The organism is Enterobacter asburiae (genome assembly GCF_008080435.1).
GTDB classification, from domain to species: Bacteria; Pseudomonadota; Gammaproteobacteria; order Enterobacterales; family Enterobacteriaceae; genus Enterobacter; species Enterobacter asburiae_C.
The window spans coordinates 465,200-483,327 of the sequence record NZ_VRKN01000003.1 but is presented as its reverse complement, the minus strand read 5'-3'; the positions used below and the strand labels follow the sequence as shown (position 1 = coordinate 483,327).

The 18,128-nt window shown below is 54.5% G+C and carries 13 protein-coding genes and 7 tRNA genes; 3 read left to right on the top strand and 17 right to left on the bottom strand.

Translation table 11 applies throughout. The annotated features are described in order from the left end of the window. Positions 1-32 precede the first annotated feature (32 nt). The 5 genes from lnt to miaB form a co-directional block, all read right to left on the bottom strand. Positions 33-1,571 carry an apolipoprotein N-acyltransferase gene (gene lnt / locus FU672_RS08185; RefSeq protein ID WP_148242853.1) on the bottom strand — a complete coding sequence of 513 codons (1,539 nt, stop codon included), beginning with the start codon at positions 1,569-1,571 and terminating at the stop codon, positions 33-35. A 5-nt stretch (positions 1,572-1,576) separates the two neighbouring features. Then, positions 1,577-2,455 (bottom strand): CNNM family magnesium/cobalt transport protein CorC, encoded by an 879-nt coding sequence (gene corC, locus FU672_RS08180; protein WP_021242574.1) that lies wholly within the window; start codon positions 2,453-2,455, stop codon positions 1,577-1,579. Between the two features lie 89 nt (positions 2,456-2,544). Beyond that, positions 2,545-3,012, bottom strand: coding sequence for an rRNA maturation RNase YbeY (ybeY, locus tag FU672_RS08175; protein WP_148242852.1), 468 nt, complete (start codon positions 3,010-3,012; stop codon positions 2,545-2,547). Then, positions 3,009-4,055: a PhoH family protein gene (locus FU672_RS08170; RefSeq protein WP_148242851.1), complete on the bottom strand. Its 1,047-nt coding sequence runs from the start codon at positions 4,053-4,055 to the stop codon at positions 3,009-3,011. Before FU672_RS08170 ends, ybeY begins: the two co-directional genes overlap by 4 nt. Positions 4,056-4,218: 163 nt before the next feature. After that, positions 4,219-5,643, bottom strand: coding sequence for a tRNA (N6-isopentenyl adenosine(37)-C2)-methylthiotransferase MiaB (miaB, locus tag FU672_RS08165; protein WP_148242850.1), 1,425 nt, complete (start codon positions 5,641-5,643; stop codon positions 4,219-4,221). A gap of 135 nt (positions 5,644-5,778) precedes the next feature. Between miaB and ubiF the strand changes: the two genes are divergently transcribed. After that, on the top strand, positions 5,779-6,954 hold the full coding sequence (gene ubiF, locus FU672_RS08160; protein WP_148242849.1) for a 3-demethoxyubiquinol 3-hydroxylase: 1,176 nt from the start codon (positions 5,779-5,781) through the stop codon (positions 6,952-6,954). 114 nt (positions 6,955-7,068) lie between these two features. Here ubiF and FU672_RS08155 read toward each other — a convergent pair. The 12 genes from FU672_RS08155 to nagB all read right to left on the bottom strand — a co-directional run bounded on the left by FU672_RS08155 (position 7,069) and on the right by nagB (position 13,940). Continuing rightward, a tRNA-Gln gene (locus FU672_RS08155) sits at positions 7,069-7,143 on the bottom strand. 37 nt (positions 7,144-7,180) lie between these two features. Continuing rightward, positions 7,181-7,255: transfer RNA gene (locus FU672_RS08150), tRNA-Gln, on the bottom strand. Between the two features lie 44 nt (positions 7,256-7,299). Beyond that, positions 7,300-7,376, bottom strand: a tRNA-Met gene (locus FU672_RS08145). A gap of 17 nt (positions 7,377-7,393) precedes the next feature. Next, positions 7,394-7,468: transfer RNA gene (locus tag FU672_RS08140), tRNA-Gln, on the bottom strand. 32 nt (positions 7,469-7,500) lie between these two features. Continuing rightward, positions 7,501-7,575 (bottom strand) — tRNA-Gln (locus FU672_RS08135). A 23-nt stretch (positions 7,576-7,598) separates the two neighbouring features. Further along, positions 7,599-7,683 (bottom strand) — tRNA-Leu (locus FU672_RS08130). Positions 7,684-7,691: 8 nt separating this feature from the next. After that, positions 7,692-7,768, bottom strand: a tRNA-Met gene (locus FU672_RS08125). Positions 7,769-7,994: 226 nt separating this feature from the next. Then, positions 7,995-9,659: an asparagine synthase B gene (gene asnB / locus FU672_RS08120; RefSeq protein WP_014069343.1), complete on the bottom strand. Its 1,665-nt coding sequence runs from the start codon at positions 9,657-9,659 to the stop codon at positions 7,995-7,997. Positions 9,660-9,908: 249 nt separating this feature from the next. Further along, positions 9,909-10,661: a ribonucleotide monophosphatase NagD gene (gene nagD / locus FU672_RS08115; RefSeq protein ID WP_148242848.1), complete on the bottom strand. Its 753-nt coding sequence runs from the start codon at positions 10,659-10,661 to the stop codon at positions 9,909-9,911. Positions 10,662-10,706: 45 nt separating this feature from the next. Then, the gene (nagC, locus tag FU672_RS08110; protein ID WP_021242995.1) at positions 10,707-11,927 is read right to left on the bottom strand and encodes a DNA-binding transcriptional regulator NagC; all 1,221 of its coding nucleotides are present in this window, start codon (positions 11,925-11,927) and stop codon (positions 10,707-10,709) included. An 8-nt stretch (positions 11,928-11,935) separates the two neighbouring features. Beyond that, a complete protein-coding gene (nagA, locus tag FU672_RS08105) occupies positions 11,936-13,084 on the bottom strand; it encodes an N-acetylglucosamine-6-phosphate deacetylase (protein WP_148242847.1) in 1,149 nt (382 codons plus the stop codon). Between the two features lie 55 nt (positions 13,085-13,139). Then, positions 13,140-13,940, bottom strand: coding sequence for a glucosamine-6-phosphate deaminase (nagB, locus tag FU672_RS08100; RefSeq protein WP_023310765.1), 801 nt, complete (start codon positions 13,938-13,940; stop codon positions 13,140-13,142). A 329-nt stretch (positions 13,941-14,269) separates the two neighbouring features. Between nagB and nagE the strand changes: the two genes are divergently transcribed. Both nagE and glnS read left to right on the top strand, forming a co-directional pair. Then, positions 14,270-16,291, top strand: a complete 2,022-nt coding sequence (nagE, locus tag FU672_RS08095) for an N-acetylglucosamine-specific PTS transporter subunit IIBC (RefSeq protein ID WP_148242846.1) — start codon at positions 14,270-14,272, stop codon at positions 16,289-16,291. Positions 16,292-16,460: 169 nt separating this feature from the next. Then, on the top strand, positions 16,461-18,128 hold the full coding sequence (gene glnS / locus FU672_RS08090; RefSeq protein WP_148242845.1) for a glutamine--tRNA ligase: 1,668 nt from the start codon (positions 16,461-16,463) through the stop codon (positions 18,126-18,128).

Genomic DNA, 18,128 nt, shown 5'->3' with positions numbered 1-18,128 from the left:
GCGTCAGCGCCACCCGGCAACAGAAGGTAAGGTTATTTACGACGCTGACGCAGACTCATCAGCACCGCGCCAAACCCGAACAGCACGGTCAAAATCCACAGCGGCCAGTTGCCGGTACGGGCGTATGGCGTCAACCCCGTGGTTGGCGTGACGTTAGTGGTCAGTACCTCACGGGTAAACTGTGGGATCATCGCCTGAATTTCACCCTGCGGACCAATCACAGCGGTGATGCCGTTGTTGGTGCTGCGCAGCAGCGGACGCGCCAGCTCCAGGGAGCGCATGCGTGCCATCTGGAAGTGCTGCCACGGGCCGATTGACTTACCAAACCAGGCATCGTTGGAGATGGTCAGCAGATAGTCAGTATCCGGGCGGAAGTTATCTCGTACCTGCTCGCCGAGAATGATTTCGTAGCAGATGGCCGCCGTCAGGGCCAGGCCGTGCGCGTGCAGCTGAGGCTGTACGTACGGGCCGCGGCTAAAAGAGGACATCGGCAGGTCAAAGAACGGGGCCAGCGGGCGCAGAATCGACTCCAGCGGGACAAATTCACCAAACGGCACCAGGTGGTTCTTGTTGTACCGGTCAGTGGAGTGGTAGCTGTACTCGCTATCTTTCCCGAGCGTAATGATGCTGTTATAGGTGTCGTAGCGGTTCTGCTGATTCAGACGCGCATCGACAATCCCGGTGATCAGCGTGCTGCCGCGCGCAAGCAGCAGGTCGTTCATCATGTTGAGGAACGGCTGCTGGTTAATTTCAAGATCGGGGATCGCAGACTCCGGCCAGATAATCAGCTGTGATTTACCCATCACCTCTTCGGTGGCGTTGGCGTAGATCTTCAGCGTATTCAGCAGCTCTTTCTCATCCCACTTCATAGACTGTGGGATATTCCCCTGCACCATGGAAACCTGCATGGTGCGATCGGGCTCAGGCGTGAACCACTGAATATAACGCAGCGGGAAGGGCAGGGCGAACAGCACCAGCGCCACAGCCAGCGCCTTCCAGCAGCGCGTGACCAGCGCCAGTACCAGCAGTCCGCTCACCACCATCAACAGGAAGTTGATCGCCTCAACGCCCATTACCGGCGCCAGTCCTTTTAGCGGGCCGTCAATCTGGCTATAGCCGAACTGCAGCCACGGGAAGCCGGTGAGTACCCAGCCGCGCAGGAATTCGGTAATTTGCCAGACAACCGGCGCGGCAATGGCGACGCGCAGCCAGGTGGTTTTTGGCCACAGGCGAGAAAGGATGCCTGCGAACAGACCGGTATAGAGCGAGAGATACGCGGCGAGCAATACCACCAGGAAGACGTTAACCGGCCCTGGCATACCGCCAAACTGGGCGATGCTGACATAGACCCAGTTGATGCCGGAGCCAAACAGCCCCAGTCCCCAGAAGTAGCCTATAGCGGCGGCCTGTACCGGACGACGATTCAGGGTCAGACCCTGAAGCCCCATCAGGGAGAGAATGGCCGCGGGCCAGATATCGTAAGGAGAAAAAGCCAGCGTACCGCTGGCTCCGAGTATCAGCGCCAGCAGCAAACGGACGCGCTGGCGTTCAAGCAGTGGGGCAAATGCCATTTACATTAATCTTCCAGTTTTGGCACCGGTGAGTCGTCCGGCGTTCTGACGTGAACTTGTATAATACGTCGGCTGTCGGCCATGGCCACTTTGAACTGGTAACCGTCGATGTCAACGGTCTCACCGCGCGCCGGGAGGTGGCCAAAGGCCTGCATCACCAGCCCGCCAATGGTATCGACCTCTTCATCGCTGAAGTGGGTACCGAAGGCGTCGTTGAAGTCCTCAATAGAGGCCAGCGCACGCACGGTCCAGGTGTGGCGGCTAAGCTGACGGAAGTCGATATCTTCTTCTTCGTCGTACTCGTCTTCGATTTCGCCCACGATCAGCTCAAGAATATCCTCGATCGTGACCAGACCGGAAACGCCACCAAATTCATCAATAACAATCGCCATGTGGTAACGCTGAGAGCGAAACTCTTTCAGCATCCGATCCACACGTTTACTTTCCGGCACAACCACGGCCTGGCGTAACACTTTTTCCATGCTGAAGGCTTCGGCATCGCTGCGCATAAACGGCAGCAGATCTTTCGCCATCAAAATCCCTTCGATGTGATCTTTGTCTTCGCTGATGACCGGGAAACGCGAGTGGGCGGATTCGATGATCACATCGAGGCACTCGTCCAGCGTCTGGTTACGTTTCAGGGTGATCATCTGCGAGCGGGGGATCATGATATCGCGAACGCGCTGGTCGGCGATGTCCATAACCCCTTCGAGCATTTCGCGCGTATCTTCGTCGATAAGGTCGTTCTGCCCGGAATCACGAATCAGCTCCAGCAGTTCATCACGGTTTTTGGGTTCGCCGTGGAAAAGCTGGTTCAGAATGAGGGAGAAAAATCCCTTTTTACTGGTTGTCGTGTCGCTACTGTGTGAATTGTCGTCGCTCATGGCGTTTGTTAAGGGTTCTCTTGTTAGTTCAACGTTTACCGCCACGCGATATCCTTTCGTGGCGGCATGTGAGTCTGTCAGGTGACGGACTATTCTTTCTCGGCAATGTACGGATCCTCATAGCCCAGAGCAAGCATTATCTCTGTCTCGAGGGACTCCATCTCTTCCGCTTCGTCATCTTCAATGTGATCGTAGCCCAGCAGGTGCAGGCTGCCGTGTACCACCATATGCGCCCAGTGGGCCTCAAGCGGCTTTTGCTGCTCTTTGGCTTCCTGCTCAACCACCTGACGGCAGATGATCAGATCGCCCAGCAGCGGCATCTCAATGCCCGGCGGCGCTTCGAACGGGAAAGAGAGCACGTTGGTTGGCTTATCTTTCCCGCGATAGGTCAGGTTAAGCTCATGGCTTTCTGCTTCATCCACCAGGCGAATCGTGACTTCTGATTCTTCCTGAAACTGGGGGATAACGGCATCCAGCCATTTCTGAAACTGTACCTCATCTGGCATGCCGGAATTGTCTTCACAGGCCAGCTGTAAATCGAGGATCACCTGACTCATTTCTGTTCTTGCTCCTGCGCTTCGCGCTTACGTTCTGCGGCCAGTTCGGCCTTACGCTTCTGATCCGCCTCTTCCCAGGCTTCATAGGCGTTAACGATACGCGCGACCACCGGGTGGCGTACCACGTCTTCACTGTGGAAGAAGTTAAAGCTGATTTCGTCGACCTCGGCCAGCACCTCAATGGCGTGGCGCAGGCCGGATTTGGTGCTGCGCGGCAGGTCGATCTGGGTGACGTCACCGGTAATGACCGCTTTCGAGTTAAAGCCGATACGCGTCAGGAACATCTTCATCTGTTCGATGGTGGTGTTCTGGCTCTCATCGAGAATGATGAACGCATCGTTCAGCGTACGGCCACGCATATAGGCGAGCGGGGCAACTTCGATAACGTTACGCTCAATGAGCTTCTCGACCTTCTCAAAGCCCAGCATTTCGAACAGCGCATCGTATAAAGGGCGCAGATACGGGTCGACCTTCTGGCTCAGATCGCCTGGCAGGAAGCCCAGCTTTTCACCCGCCTCAACGGCCGGACGGGTCAGCAGAATTCGACGGATATCCTGGCGTTCCAGCGCATCTACCGCAGCGGCAACGGCGAGATAGGTTTTACCCGTCCCCGCCGGACCCACGCCGAAGGTGATGTCGTGGTCAAGGATATTGGCGATGTACTGCGCCTGGTTTGGCGTACGCGGCTTAATGACACCACGTTTGGTCTTGATGTTTATGGCCTTGCCGTAGTCCGGCACGCTTTCCGCGCTCTGCTCAAGCACGCGCGCCTCTTTAATCGCGAGGTGGATCTGTTCTGGCTCGATATCCTGCGTTTCGCCGCGCATTGGGGCGGTATCAACATACAGGCTACGCAGAATGTCCGCAGCGGCGTTGACGCAGATAGGGCGTCCGGTAAGTTTGAAATGATTATCGCGACGATTGATTTCGATACCCAGACGTCGCTCCAGTTGTTTGATGTTGTCATCAAACGGCCCGCAAAGGCTCAGCAGGCGAGCGTTGTCTGCGGGCGTTAGGCTAATTTCACGCGTATCTATGTTCAAACTGTTCCTCTTTGTTTGGTTAACTGACCTGAGGCCACACGGCGTAATAAAACGGTCATTACCGAAATTATTCACGCCACAGAATAAAGGCGCAAGCATTGCGGATGATATTGGGGACGATGAGAGGAAATACAAGGCCTGCCGGGAGGGCAGGCCAGGAGGATTAAGGCTGGTAAATCCCCACGCCAGAATCGTTTTCTTTGCGGGTACGAGAGATCACGGATTCCGGTGATTCGGCAATACGCAGGCCCATTTCGTCCTCGGTGCGTACCAGCTTCGCGCGCAGCGAGTTGGTCAATACGTCGACAATTTCGACGTCCACGAATTTACCGATCATGTCCGGGGTGCCTTCAAAGTTCACCACGCGGTTATTTTCGGTACGACCGGAGAGTTCCATAATGCTCTTGCGCGAGGTACCTTCCACCAAAATGCGCTGAACGGTACCGAGCATACGGCGGCTCCACGCGTTGGCCTGCTGGTTAATACGCTCCTGCAGAATGTACAGACGCTGCTTTTTCTCTTCTTCCGGCACATCGTCAACCATGTCTGCTGCAGGTGTTCCAGGACGCGCAGAGAAGATGAAGCTGTAGCTGACGTCAAAATTCACTTCACCGATGAGTTTCATGGTGCGCTCGAAGTCATCAGCGGTTTCGCCAGGGAAGCCGACGATAAAATCGGAGCTGATCTGGATATCCGGACGCGCTTCACGCAGCTTACGAATGGTGGATTTGTACTCCAGCACCGTATGCGGGCGGCCCATCAGGTTCAGCACGCGGTCAGAGCCACACTGAATCGGCAGGTGCAGGAAGCTCACCAGCTCTGGCGTATCGCGATACACGTCAATGATGTCGTCGGTAAACTCCATCGGATGGCTGGTGGTAAAGCGAATGCGGTCGATACCGTCAATCGCGGCCACCAGACGCAGCAGTTCGGCAAAGCTGCCGGTGGTGCCGTCGTAGTTTTCCCCGCGCCAGGCGTTAACGTTCTGGCCCAGCAGGTTCACTTCGCGAACGCCCTGTGCGGCAAGCTGCGCGATTTCAAACAGAATATCGTCCGCCGGACGGCTGACTTCTTCACCACGGGTGTAAGGCACCACGCAGTAAGTGCAGTATTTGTTACAGCCTTCCATGATGGAGACGAAGGCGGTCGGGCCATCGGCACGCGGCTCTGGCAGACGGTCAAATTTTTCGATCTCCGGGAAGCTGACGTCAACGACCGGGCTACGGTTGCCGCGAACCTGATTAATCATCTCTGGCAGGCGGTGCAGGGTCTGAGGGCCAAAGACGATATCCACATACGGGGCTCTCTGACGGATCAGCTTACCTTCCTGCGACGCGACGCAGCCACCCACGCCGATGATCAGGTCCGGATTTTTTCGCTTGAGAAGCTTCCAGCGGCCTAACACGTGAAAGACTTTTTCCTGCGCTTTTTCACGAATTGAACAGGTGTTCAGCAGCAGCACGTCCGCTTCTTTCACATTTTCTGTCAGCTGGTATCCGTGGGTTGAATCCAGCAGATCGGCCATCTTGGATGAATCGTATTCGTTCATCTGACAGCCCCAGGTTTTTATATGGAGTTTTTTAGTCATCGACTTGCTCAGCTCAGGATTGCAAGCCGCGTATTGTAATGCTTTGGTGGGGTTGTGACCAGTATGAAGGTTATGTGTCTCAGGGCCGCAAAAATCCGGTAAACTTAAGGGATTCTCCAATAAGGAAAATTGACCATGACACTCCTACACACCGAAGTTGCCGTTGTCGGCGGCGGTATGGTCGGCGGCGCGCTGGCGCTGGGGCTGGCGCAACAGGGATTTGAGGTAACGGTAATTGAACAGGCTGCTCCGCCGGCCTTCGATCCTGCCAGTAAACCGGATGTGCGTATTTCCGCGATCAGCGCGGCGTCCGTTGATCTGCTGCGCGGGCTGGGCGTCTGGGAGGCGGTGCTGGCGATGCGCGCCCATCCTTACAGCCGTCTTGAAACCTGGGAGTGGGAAAATGCCCACGTCGCGTTTGATGCCGCTGAGCTGAAGCTGCCGCGCCTGGGTTATATGGTGGAAAACAACGTGCTACAGCTGGCGCTCTGGCAGGCGCTGGAGGCGCATCCGAAGGTGACGCTGCGTGTTCCGGCCTCGATTAAGGCACTGCATCCTCACGAGAGCGGCTATTTACTGACGCTCGACAGCGGCGATGAACTGGCCGTGAAGCTGGTGGTGGGGGCGGACGGCGCTAATTCGCAGGTCAGACAGATGTCGGGTATCGGGGTTCATGCCTGGCAGTATGAGCAGTCCTGCATGCTGATTACCGTCAAGTGCGAGAATGCGCCGGGAGAAAGCACCTGGCAGCACTTTACGCCGAATGGCCCGCATGCGTTTTTACCGCTCTTCGATAACTGGGCGTCGCTGGTGTGGTACGACAAACCGGCACGCATTCGCCAGCTGCAAGGGCTTACGATGGAACAATTGCAGCGGGAAATCCGCCTGCATTTCCCGAGCCGTCTGGGCAACGTTACGCCGGTCGCTGCCGGGGCGTTTCCGCTCACGCGCCGTCACGCTTTGCAGTATGCCCGTGAAGGGCTGGCGCTGGTGGGCGATGCGGCACACACCATTCATCCGCTGGCCGGGCAGGGGGTAAACCTGGGGTATCGTGATATTGATGCGTTACTGGATGTGCTGGGCAGCGCCCGCGGACACGCGGAAAGCTGGGCCAGCCATCAGGTCCTGAAGCGTTACCAGACGCGGCGTATGGCGGACAATTTCATCATGCAGTCGGGGATGGATCTGTTCTATGCCGGGTTCAGCAATGATTTAGCCCCGGTGCGCATTCTGCGTAATATTGGATTGATGGCAGCGGAGCGAGCCGGTGGTCTGAAGCGTCAGGCGCTGAAATACGCCCTCGGACTCTAATCCTTTTTCCCTCTCCCCGTGGGAGAGGGCCAGGGTGAGGGCATCAGATCAGGCCGCACAAGACTAACAACAAAAACAAAAAAGCCCGCAGAGCGGGCTTTCTTGTTACTTAAGTGGCTGGGGTGCAGGGATTCGAACCCCGGAATGCTGGTATCAGAAACCAGAGCCTTACCGCTTGGCGACACCCCAATTGCGTTAAACAAACTGCTTAACGACTTTTTTAAATTGGCTGGGGTACGAGGATTCGAACCTCGGAATGCTGGTATCAGAAACCAGAGCCTTACCGCTTGGCGATACCCCAACAATTTTTTCTAGTCTATCGAATCATTCGACAGATTACTAATTTGGTGGCTACGACGGGATTCGAACCTGTGACCCCATCATTATGAGTGATGTGCTCTAACCAACTGAGCTACGTAGCCAGTACTGCAATCTTCGATGGCTGGGGTACCTGGATTCGAACCAGGGAATGCCGGTATCAAAAACCGGTGCCTTACCGCTTGGCGATACCCCAATACCGCGGAGAACCGCAAAATCGAAGAAATATGGCTGGGGTACCTGGATTCGAACCAGGGAATGCCGGTATCAAAAACCGGTGCCTTACCGCTTGGCGATACCCCATCCGTGCAACGCTTACCTGGGAATGGTGCGGGAGGCGAGACTTGAACTCGCACACCTTGCGGCGCCAGAACCTAAATCTGGTGCGTCTACCAATTTCGCCACTCCCGCAAAAAAGATGGTGGCTACGACGGGATTCGAACCTGTGACCCCATCATTATGAGTGATGTGCTCTAACCAGCTGAGCTACGTAGCCATCTTTTTTCGCGTTACCTTATCGGCGTTGCGGGGCGCATTATGCGTATAGACCCTTGCAGCGTCAACACCTTTTTCAACGAAAATAGCCGGAATGTGACTGTTTGGTTAGGTTGCGAACAGCGTGACCGAATATTCGGCAATTATTGGTTATTAATCAGATTTAGGCGGTGAAATGTGAGGCAAAAAAATCAGGCCCCTGGGGGGCCTGATTGCGATCTGAGTGATTATTTGTAGGCTGACTGGTGAACGCCTACCGCGCGTCCTGATGGATCGTTCATGGATTTGAAAGATTCATCCCATTCAATCGCTTTGGCAGAAGAGCAGGCGACGGACGGGCCACCCGGTACACACTCCGCAGCGCTCGGTACCGGGAACAACTCTTCAAAAATTTCACGGTACAGATAGGCCTCTTTCGAGCCCGGCGTGTTGTACGGGAAGCGGAAGCTCGCGGTTTCCAGCTGTTGGTCAGAAACCTGTTTCGCCGCGACCTCTTTCAGGGTGTCGATCCAGCTATAACCTACGCCATCAGAGAACTGCTCTTTCTGACGCCATGCCACGCTCGCCGGCAGGTAGGATTCAAAACATTCACGCAGGATATGTTTTTCCATTTTGCCGTTGCCGCACATCTTGTCCTGCGGGTTGATGCGCATCGCGACGTCGAGGAATTTCTTATCCAGGAACGGCACGCGCGCTTCCACGCCCCAGGCGGACATCGCTTTGTTGGCACGCGCACAGTCAAACATATGCAGCGCCTGTAGCTTACGCACGGTCTCTTCGTGCAGCTCTTTGGCATTCGGCGCTTTGTGGAAGTACAGGTAGCCGCCAAATACTTCGTCAGAACCCTCACCGGAGAGCACCATCTTGATGCCCATCGCTTTGATCTTACGCGACATCAGATACATCGGGGTCGAGGCGCGGATGGTGGTCACGTCATAGGTTTCAATGTGATAGATCACATCGCGGATCGCATCCAGTCCTTCCTGCACGGTGAAATGAATTTCATGGTGCACGGTGCCGAGATGGTTCGCCACTTCCTGCGCGGCTTTCAGATCCGGTGCGCCTTCCAGGCCAACGGCAAAAGAGTGCAGCTGTGGCCACCAGGCTTCTGAGCGCTCCTGATCTTCCACGCGACGGGCCGCGAATTTCTTGGTGATCGCGGAGATCACGGAGGAATCCAGACCGCCGGAGAGCAGCACACCGTATGGCACGTCGGACATCAGGTGGCTTTTCACGGAATCTTCCAGCGCCTGACGCAGCTCGGCTTTGTCCGTGACGTTGTCTTTTACCGCGTCGAAATCGAACCAGTCACGCTGATAATACTGACGGATCTCGCCGTCTTTGCTCCACAGGTAGCTGCCTGCCGGGAACTCTTTAATGGTACGGCAGACCGGCACCAGGGCTTTCATTTCAGAGGCAACGTAGAAGTTGCCGTGCTCATCGTGGCCCATGTACAGCGGGATAATGCCGATATGGTCACGGCCAATCAGATAGGCGTCTTTTTCGCTGTCATAGAGGGCGAAGGCAAACATGCCCTGCAGGTCGTCCAGGAACTCGGGACCTTTCTCCTGATACAGCGCCAGGATCACTTCACAGTCAGAACCGGTCTGGAACGCGTAGCGGTCGCCGTATTCGGCGCGCAGCGCCTGGTGGTTGTAGATCTCACCGTTGACAGCCAGCGCGTGCGTTTTTTTCTCGTTATACAGCGGCTGTGCACCGGCGTTGACGTCAACAATAGACAGACGTTCGTGAGCCAGAATCGCTTTATCGCTGGCGTAAACGCCTGACCAGTCCGGTCCGCGATGGCGCATCAGGCGGGACAGTTCGAGTGCTTTTTTACGCAGTTCGCCTGCGTCAGTTTTAATATCCAGTACGCCAAAAATTGAACACATAACCTTCTCCGTTAACCCTGTTGCTTTGTAATGTTGCTTGCTTATGAAAATGCCGCAAAGGGGCAGGGCGCGCAAGCGTTTTACGGGGGGGAACGGAAATAGTGCAATAGTGATTGCGGAATAGTGAAAAAAGAGTACGTCATAAATTGTTTTATTGATGATTATGCAATAAAACGTGCTTTTTGTTAGATCGGGTTTTATTTGTGTAGGCCATAAATGAAAAACCACGCCCTGAGGCGTGGTTCGGTATCAGATAATGTCAATTTCATCGACGGAGGGGTAAATCCAGCTTGGCCGGAACGGCATCGCGTCAATGTCATCAAGTTGAGAGACGCCAGAGAGGACCAGAATCGTCTCCAGACCCGCCTGGAAACCGGCCAGAATATCGGTGCGCAGGTTGTCGCCGACAATAACGGTTTCTTCAGAGTGGGCCTGCATTTTGTTCAGCGCGGCGCGAATGATCCACGGGCTAGGTTTCCCGACCACAAACGGCTGACGACCAGAGATTTTCTCGATACCGGCGCAGAGCGCACCGCAGGCCGGATAAAAACCACGGCCGTGCGTATCCGGGTTGGTGGCGATAAAGCGCGCGCCGCTGGCGACGAAGTATGCCGCTTTATGCATCATCTCCCAGTTAAAGGATCGCGTTTCACCCACAATCACAAAGTCCGGGTTGACATCGGTGATGGTAAAGCCTGCTTTGTACAGTTCATGGATCAGCGCACCTTCACCCACCACGTAGGCTTTTTTCCCTTCCTGACGCTTCAGAAAATCTGCCGTGGCCATCGCCGAGGTATAAAACACGCTGTCCGGGACGTCGACACCTGCCGTGGCAAAGCGGTTTGCCAGATCCTGACCGGTCTGAGAAGGGTAGTTCGTGAGAAGAACCAGAGGCATTCCTTTGTCGATGATGCGGTGAAGGAACTCCGCAGCACCCGGCACGGCAACGTTGTCGTGCATCAGCACGCCGTCGATATCACAAATTACATTCTTAATGGTCATGGACAGTCCGACATCAAAAAAAGAAGGCGTTACTATAAGGTCCGATCAACTTTCCAGCAAATGCTGCAGCAGTATTCCGTTGAGCATGGCGCGTTTGACCAGCGCGAACGCGCCAATCGCCGAGCGATGGTCAAGCTTTGAACGAACCACCGGGAGATTCTGGCGGAATGCTTTCAGCGCCTGGGTGTTAATACAACCTTCAATGGCGGGGAGCAGAACCTTTTCCGCCTCCACTATTTCACCAGCGATCACCACTTTTTGCGGGTTAAACAGGTTAATGGCGATGGCGATGGTTTTCCCCAGATGGCGTCCTACCTGCTCGATCACTTCACAGGCCAGCGCGTCGCCTTTATTAGCGGCTTTGCAGATGGTGCCTATCTTGCAATCGTCCAGCGTGACGCGGCTTTGATAACCCTGTTCAAGGAGATGGCGAACGCGCTGCTCGATGGCTGTGTTAGCGGCAATGGTTTCAAGGCAACCGAAGTTGCCGCAGTGGCAGCGCTCCCCGAGGGGTTCAACCTGAATGTGGCCGATCTCACCGACGTTACCGTTGCGACCAATAAAAATACGGCCGTTAGAGATAATACCTGCGCCCGTTCCGCGGTGAACGCGCACCAGAATAGAGTCTTCACAGTCCTGGCTCGCACCAAAGTAGTGCTCTGCCAGCGCCAGCGAGCGAATGTCGTGGCCCACAAAGCAGGTCACTTTAAAACGCTTTTCCAGCGCATCGACCAGCCCCCAGTTTTCAACCTGAATGTGCGGCATATAGCGGATCACGCCGCTTTCCGGGTCGACCAGACCGGGCAGAATCACGGAGATGGCGATGAGTTCGCGGATCTTGCGCTGACAGCTTTCAATAAACTGCGCGATGGTATTCAGCAGCGCATGCTCCAGCGTCTCCTGAGTGCGCTCCGGAAGAGGGTAGTGCTCCTCGGCAATGGCTTTACTGCTCAGATCGTACAGCGTGAGCGTGGTGTCATGACGACCCAGACGGACGCCAATTGCCTGAAAATTGCGGGTTTCGGTAATAATGGAGATCGCGCGGCGGCCCCCGGTGGAGGCCTGCTGATCGACTTCTTTGATCAGACCGCGCTCAATAAGCTGGCGGGTAATTTTTGTCACGCTGGCGGGAGCAAGCTGGCTCTGTTCGGCTATCTGAATTCGCGAGATGGGTCCGTGCTGGTCAATCAGGCGGTACACCGCCGCACTGTTAAGTTGTTTAACGAGATCGACATTACCGATTTGAGCTTGTCCGCCAGGTGTCATACTTTTACTTACTCAGTGACGACCTCGTTACCATTAACGATGGTCTTAATAATTTTATAATCGTGTGTGAATGCCGTCAGGTTTGCAACCATACCTGGTGCAATTCCGCCGAGCTGTTTATCCACGCCCATTGCGCGAGCCGGATAAAGGGTTGCCATTCGCAGGACTTCATCAAGCGCTATTCCGCAATGTTCAACCAGGTTACGCACCCCTTCAATCATCGTCAAAGAGGAACCACTCAGCGTACCGTTCTCATCCACACACAGTCCATTGCGGTAGTATATTGTTTTACCGGCAAAAATGAACTGCTCAATATTTGCACCTGCCGGTGCGGTAGCATCCGTCACCAGACAAAGCTTGTCACCTTTCAGCCGCTTAGCGTTGCGAATGTTGGTGTAATCGACATGTAAGCCGTCAGCAATAATGCCACAGTAGACGTCTGGCTCATCCAGAATCGCCCCGACCAGACCCGGTTCACGGCCTGTGATATACGGCATGGCGTTGTAAAGGTGCGTTGCGAAGGTAATGCCCGCGCGGAAACCGGCTTTCGCTTCTTTCAGCGTCGCGTTTGAGTGGCCTGCTGAAACGATAATCCCGGCGCCAGCCAGTTTGCTGATGACTTCGGTACCCGTTATCTCAGGCGCCAGCGTCACTTTGGTGATCACATCGGCGTTCGCACACATGTAGTCAACCAGTTCCGCATCAGGTTTACGCACGTAATTCGGGTTATGCGTTCCTTTCTTGACCATATTCAGCCATGGCCCTTCAAGGTGCAGACCCAGCGCCTGATTAGGGTGTTTGGCCAGGTATTCGCGCATCACGCGGATACCCTGCTTCATGAGGTCATCACTGCTGGTGATGAGCGTTGGCAGATAGCTGGTGCAGCCCGATTTCTCGTTGGCTTTCTGCATGATCTCCAGCGTTTCGACCGTCACCGCATCCGCGGTGTCATTGAATTGCACACCGCCGCAGCCGTTGAGCTGTACGTCGATGAAACCGGGGGAGATTACTGCTCCATTGAGTGAGCGCTGTTCAATCTCCGGCGGCAGTTCTGCCAGCGGGCAAACACGTTCAATCAGGCCATCAGCGATAACAATCGCATGGTCATCCAGAATTTCATGGCCGGTATAAATCCGACCGTGGGTTAAAGCGTACATAACGACCCCCGGTTAAAAAAAGCGGCCGCCTCTTGATGAAGAGGCGGTTATTCAATTACAGACCTTTGATGTTCTCAGCTTCTAACTCGTTGAAGTATTTCAGCGTTTTTACCTTCAGCTCCATCGTGGACGGCTCGTCGCAGACGATGACTGATTTAGGATGCAGCTGCAGGCAGCTGATGGTCCACATATGGTTAACGTTGCCTTCAACGGCAGCCTGGAGCGCTTGCGCTTTCACGCCGCCCAGCACCAGAATCATCACTTCTTCGGCATCCAGCAGGGTGCCTACGCCTACGGTCAGGGCGTATTTTGGAACCTGGTTAACATCGCCGTCAAAGAAGCGGGAGTTTGCCACGCGTGTGTCATGGGTCAGCGTTTTAATACGGGTGCGGGAAGCCAGAGATGACGCCGGTTCGTTAAACGCGATATGACCATCATTACCTACACCGCCCATGAACAGGTGGATCTTACCGTAAGAACGGATTTTTTCTTCATACTGACGGCATTCTGCGTCAATATCAGGCGCGTTTCCATTCAGCAGGTTAATATTTTCAGATGGAATATCAACGTGATCAAAGAAATTACGGTGCATAAAGCTATGGTAGCTTTCCGGGTGGTCTTTCGGTAAGCCAACGTATTCATCCATATTGAAGGTCACAACATGTTTGAAGCTAACCTGGCCTGCTTTATGCATCTCAACCAGCGCCTTATAGGCGGTCAGCGGCGTGCCGCCTGTCGGAAGTCCAAGAACGAAAGGACGATCGGCAGTCGGTTTAAATGCGTTAATACGGTTAACGATATGGCGAGCGGCCCATTTACCGACTTGTTCAGCAGTTGCCAGGGGAATCAGTCTCATTGTTCACCTCAAGAGTTAAAGTAGAAGAGTGGGCGGATGGCTATCGGAACCTGATACTTAAGCGTAACCTGGAAACTTTCAGGCCGGATCAATCCGTCTTGATTTTTTGAATGATAAAATAAGTTTTCGCTGTTAGCCAGTATAAGGGAGGGTGAATAACGATATTTGGTGACAAAAATCACAAAAAGTACGCGTTTAATTTGCGATACGAATTAATTTTTCACACACTCACAATGCCAGTGAATCATCAACTGTATCTATAGTTCGTGACACAATAAAAAAACAGAGCTGAGAACATGCCTTAAACGGGGTCTCATAGGGGGAAGAAAGTGAGTATTCTAGGTTATTTACAAAAGGTTGGTCGCGCACTTATGGTGCCGGTCGCCACGCTGCCTGCCGCAGCCATCCTGATGGGTGTCGGCTACTGGATCGACCCCAACGGCTGGGGTAATACCAGCGCGCTGGCGGCGTTCTTTATTAAGTCAGGTTCCGCCATTATCGACAACATGTCCGTGCTGTTTGCTATTGGTGTGGCTTATGGTATGTCCAAAGACAAAGACGGTGCCGCTGCGCTGACCGGTTTTGTCGGTTTCCTCGTGTTAACCACCCTCTGCTCACCTGCAGCAGTGGCCATGATCCAAAAAATTCCGGCGGACCAGGTTCCGGCGGCATTCGGTAAGATCAGCAACCAGTTTGTTGGTATCCTTGTGGGTATCATCTCCGCTGAACTGTATAACCGCTTCAGCAGCGTAGAGTTGCCAAAAGCGCTCTCCTTCTTTAGCGGCCGCCGTCTGGTCCCCATCCTGACCTCGTTTGTGATGATCGTTGTCGCGTTCATCATGATGTACGTCTGGCCGATGATCTTCGACGGTCTGGTGAACTTCGGTGAGCACATCCAGAAACTGGGTTCTGTCGGTGCGGGCGTGTATGCGTTCTTCAACCGTCTGCTGATCCCGGTCGGTCTGCACCACGCGCTGAACTCCGTATTCTGGTTCGACGTTGCCGGTATTAACGATATTCCTAACTTCCTGGGTGGCGCACAGTCCATCGAAGCAGGTAAAGCGGTTGTCGGTATCACCGGTCGTTACCAGGCTGGCTTCTTCCCGATCATGATGTTTGGTCTGCCGGGTGCTGCGCTGGCTATCTACCACTGCGCGCGTCCAGAGAATAAAGCGAAAGTGCTGGGTATCATGATGGCGGGGGCGTTCGCGGCCTTCTTCACGGGTATCACCGAACCGCTGGAGTTCTCCTTCATGTTCGTGGCGCCGGTTCTGTATGTGATCCACGCCGTGCTGACCGGTATCTCCGTGTTCATCGCCGCCAGCATGCACTGGATTGCCGGTTTCGGCTTCAGCGCCGGTCTGGTGGATATGGTGCTGTCGTCCCGTAACCCACTGGCGACTCACTGGTGGATGCTGATCCCACAAGGTCTGGTGTTCTTCGCGATCTACTACATGGTGTTCCGTTTCACTATCACCAAATTCAACCTGATGACGCCGGGTCGTGAACTGGCTGTCGCCGGTAGCGAAGCGGATGGTCAGGATATGAACGTGAGCGGTGCTCAGGATCAGGACGTATCAGGTCTGGCGCGTCAGTACATCGCCGCTGTCGGCGGTTCTGACAACCTGACCGGTATCGACGCCTGTATCACTCGCCTGCGTCTGAACGTCAAAGACTCTTCCCTGGTGAATGAAGCGCTGGCCAAACGTCTGGGTGCTTCCGGTGTTATCCGCCTGAACAAAACCAGCGTGCAGATTATCGTTGGCTTCGTGGCGGAGAAAATTGCTAACGCCATGAAAACCACCGGTCCGGTAGGTGCAGCAGACGTTTCTGCTGCACCTGCCGCCGCGCCAGCGGCTGCAAAACCGCAGGCAGTACCCAACGCCAAAACGGTAGCCGCGCTGGTTTCACCGGTAACAGGTGAAGTCGTTGCGATTGAGCAGGTGCCTGACGAAGCCTTCGCCAGCAAAGCGGTCGGTGACGGTGTGGCGGTGAAACCAACGGAAAAAACCGTTGTGTCTCCGGCGGCCGGTACCATCGTGAAAATCTTCAACACCAACCACGCGTTCTGCCTCGAAACCGAAAATGGCGCGGAGATCGTTGTCCATATGGGTATCGATACCGTTGCGCTGAACGGCCAGGGCTTTACTCGCCTGGTGGAAGAGGGTGCCGAAGTGGTGGCCGGGCAGCCGATTCTGGAAATGGATCTGGACTTCCTGAACGCCAACGCGCGCTCCATGATAAGTCCGGTCGTTTGCAGCAACATCGATGACTTCAGCGGCCTGGTCATTCAGGCGAAAGGTCAGGTGGTTGCGGGTCAAACACCGCTGTATGAGATTAAAGGCAAGTAATCGCTCCTGAGTAGAGTCATGCCTTAAGCGGCGGGGGAGATCCTCCGCCGCTTTTTTTTGCAGCAAATGCCCCCATTATTTTCTTCAGAGACGTTTTAAGGGTTGTCACTACGTCCGGCTTATAAGATCATACGCCGTTATACGTTGTTTACGCTTTGAGGAATCCACGATGAGTGAGGCAGAAGCCCGCCCGAGTAACTTTATTCGTCAGATCATCGATGAAGATCTGGCCAGTGGTAAGCACACCACAATTCATACCCGTTTCCCGCCGGAGCCGAACGGCTACCTGCATATCGGGCATGCTAAGTCCATTTGCCTGAACTTTGGCATTGCACAAGACTACCAGGGACAGTGCAACCTGCGTTTCGATGACACCAACCCAGTAAAAGAAGACATCGAATACGTTGAGTCCATCAAGAATGACGTGCAATGGCTGGGTTTCAACTGGTCTGGCGACATCTGCTACTCCTCTGACTATTTTGATCAGCTGTACGCCTACGCGGTTGAACTGATCAACAAAGGTCTGGCGTATGTTGACGAACTGTCTGCTGATGAAATCCGTGAATACCGCGGTACGCTGACCGCGCCGGGCAAAAACAGCCCGTTCCGCGATCGCAGCGTGGAAGAGAACCTGGCGCTGTTTGAAAAAATGCGTGCCGGTGGCTTCGAAGAAGGCAAAGCGTGCCTGCGTGCCAAAATCGACATGGCGTCTCCGTTCATCGTGATGCGCGATCCGGTGCTGTACCGTATCAAATTTGCTGAACACCACCAGACTGGTAATAAGTGGTGCATCTACCCGATGTACGACTTCACCCACTGCATCAGCGATGCGCTGGAAGGCATTACGCACTCCCTGTGTACGCTGGAGTTCCAGGACAACCGACGTCTGTACGACTGGGTTCTGGATAACATCACCATTCCTGTGCATCCGCGCCAGTACGAGTTCTCTCGTCTGAATCTGGAATACACCGTGATGTCCAAGCGTAAGCTGAACCTGCTGGTGACCGACAAGCACGTTGAGGGCTGGGATGACCCACGTATGCCGACCATCTCCGGTCTGCGTCGTCGTGGTTACACTTCTGCCTCTATCCGCGAGTTCTGTAAACGTATTGGTGTCACCAAACAGGACAACACCATTGAGATCGCTTCTCTGGAGTCCTGCATTCGTGAAGACCTGAACGAAAACGCCCCGCGCGCGATGGCCGTTATCGATCCGGTGAAACTGGTCATCGAAAACTATCCGCAGGGTGAAAGCGAGCTGGTCTCCATGCCTAACCATCCGAACAAACCGGAAATGGGAAGCCGTGACGTGCCGTTCAGCGGTGACATCTGGATTGACCGCGCTGACTTCCGCGAAGAAGCCAACAAGCAGTACAAGCGTCTGGTGCTGGGTAAAGAAGTGCGTCTGCGTAATGCCTACGTCATCAAAGCCGAGCGCGTAGAGAAAGATGCAGAAGGGAATATCACCACCATCTTCTGTTCTTATGACGCGGAAACGCTGAGCAAAGATCCGGCGGATGGCCGCAAGGTGAAAGGCGTTATTCACTGGGTGAGCGCATCCCACGCGCTGCCGGTAGAAATTCGTCTGTACGATCGTCTGTTCAGCGTGCCTAACCCAGGTGCTGCGGAAGACTTCCTGGCGACCATCAATCCGGAGTCTCTGGTGATTAAGCAGGGTTATGCGGAGCCTTCTCTGAAAGCCGCTGAAGCGGGCAAAGCGTTCCAGTTCGAACGTGAAGGCTACTTCTGCCTGGACAGCCGTTACAGTACCGCGGAAAAACCGGTATTTAACCGTACCGTAGGTCTGCGTGATACCTGGACGAAGATCGGCGAATAA

Coding starts and splice junctions, on each gene's coding strand:
- nagD (WP_148242848.1), bottom strand. CDS start 10,661: ATGACCATTAAGAATGTAATTTGTGATATCGACGGCGTGCTGATGCAC.
- nagC (WP_021242995.1), bottom strand. CDS start 11,927: ATGACACCTGGCGGACAAGCTCAAATCGGTAATGTCGATCTCGTTAAA.
- glnS (WP_148242845.1), top strand. CDS start 16,461: ATGAGTGAGGCAGAAGCCCGCCCGAGTAACTTTATTCGTCAGATCATC.
- ubiF (WP_148242849.1), top strand. CDS start 5,779: ATGACACTCCTACACACCGAAGTTGCCGTTGTCGGCGGCGGTATGGTC.
- ybeY (WP_148242852.1), bottom strand. CDS start 3,012: ATGAGTCAGGTGATCCTCGATTTACAGCTGGCCTGTGAAGACAATTCC.
- miaB (WP_148242850.1), bottom strand. CDS start 5,643: ATGACTAAAAAACTCCATATAAAAACCTGGGGCTGTCAGATGAACGAA.
- asnB (WP_014069343.1), bottom strand. CDS start 9,659: ATGTGTTCAATTTTTGGCGTACTGGATATTAAAACTGACGCAGGCGAA.
- nagB (WP_023310765.1), bottom strand. CDS start 13,940: ATGAGACTGATTCCCCTGGCAACTGCTGAACAAGTCGGTAAATGGGCC.
- nagA (WP_148242847.1), bottom strand. CDS start 13,084: ATGTACGCTTTAACCCACGGTCGGATTTATACCGGCCATGAAATTCTG.
- corC (WP_021242574.1), bottom strand. CDS start 2,455: ATGAGCGACGACAATTCACACAGTAGCGACACGACAACCAGTAAAAAG.
- lnt (WP_148242853.1), bottom strand. CDS start 1,571: ATGGCATTTGCCCCACTGCTTGAACGCCAGCGCGTCCGTTTGCTGCTG.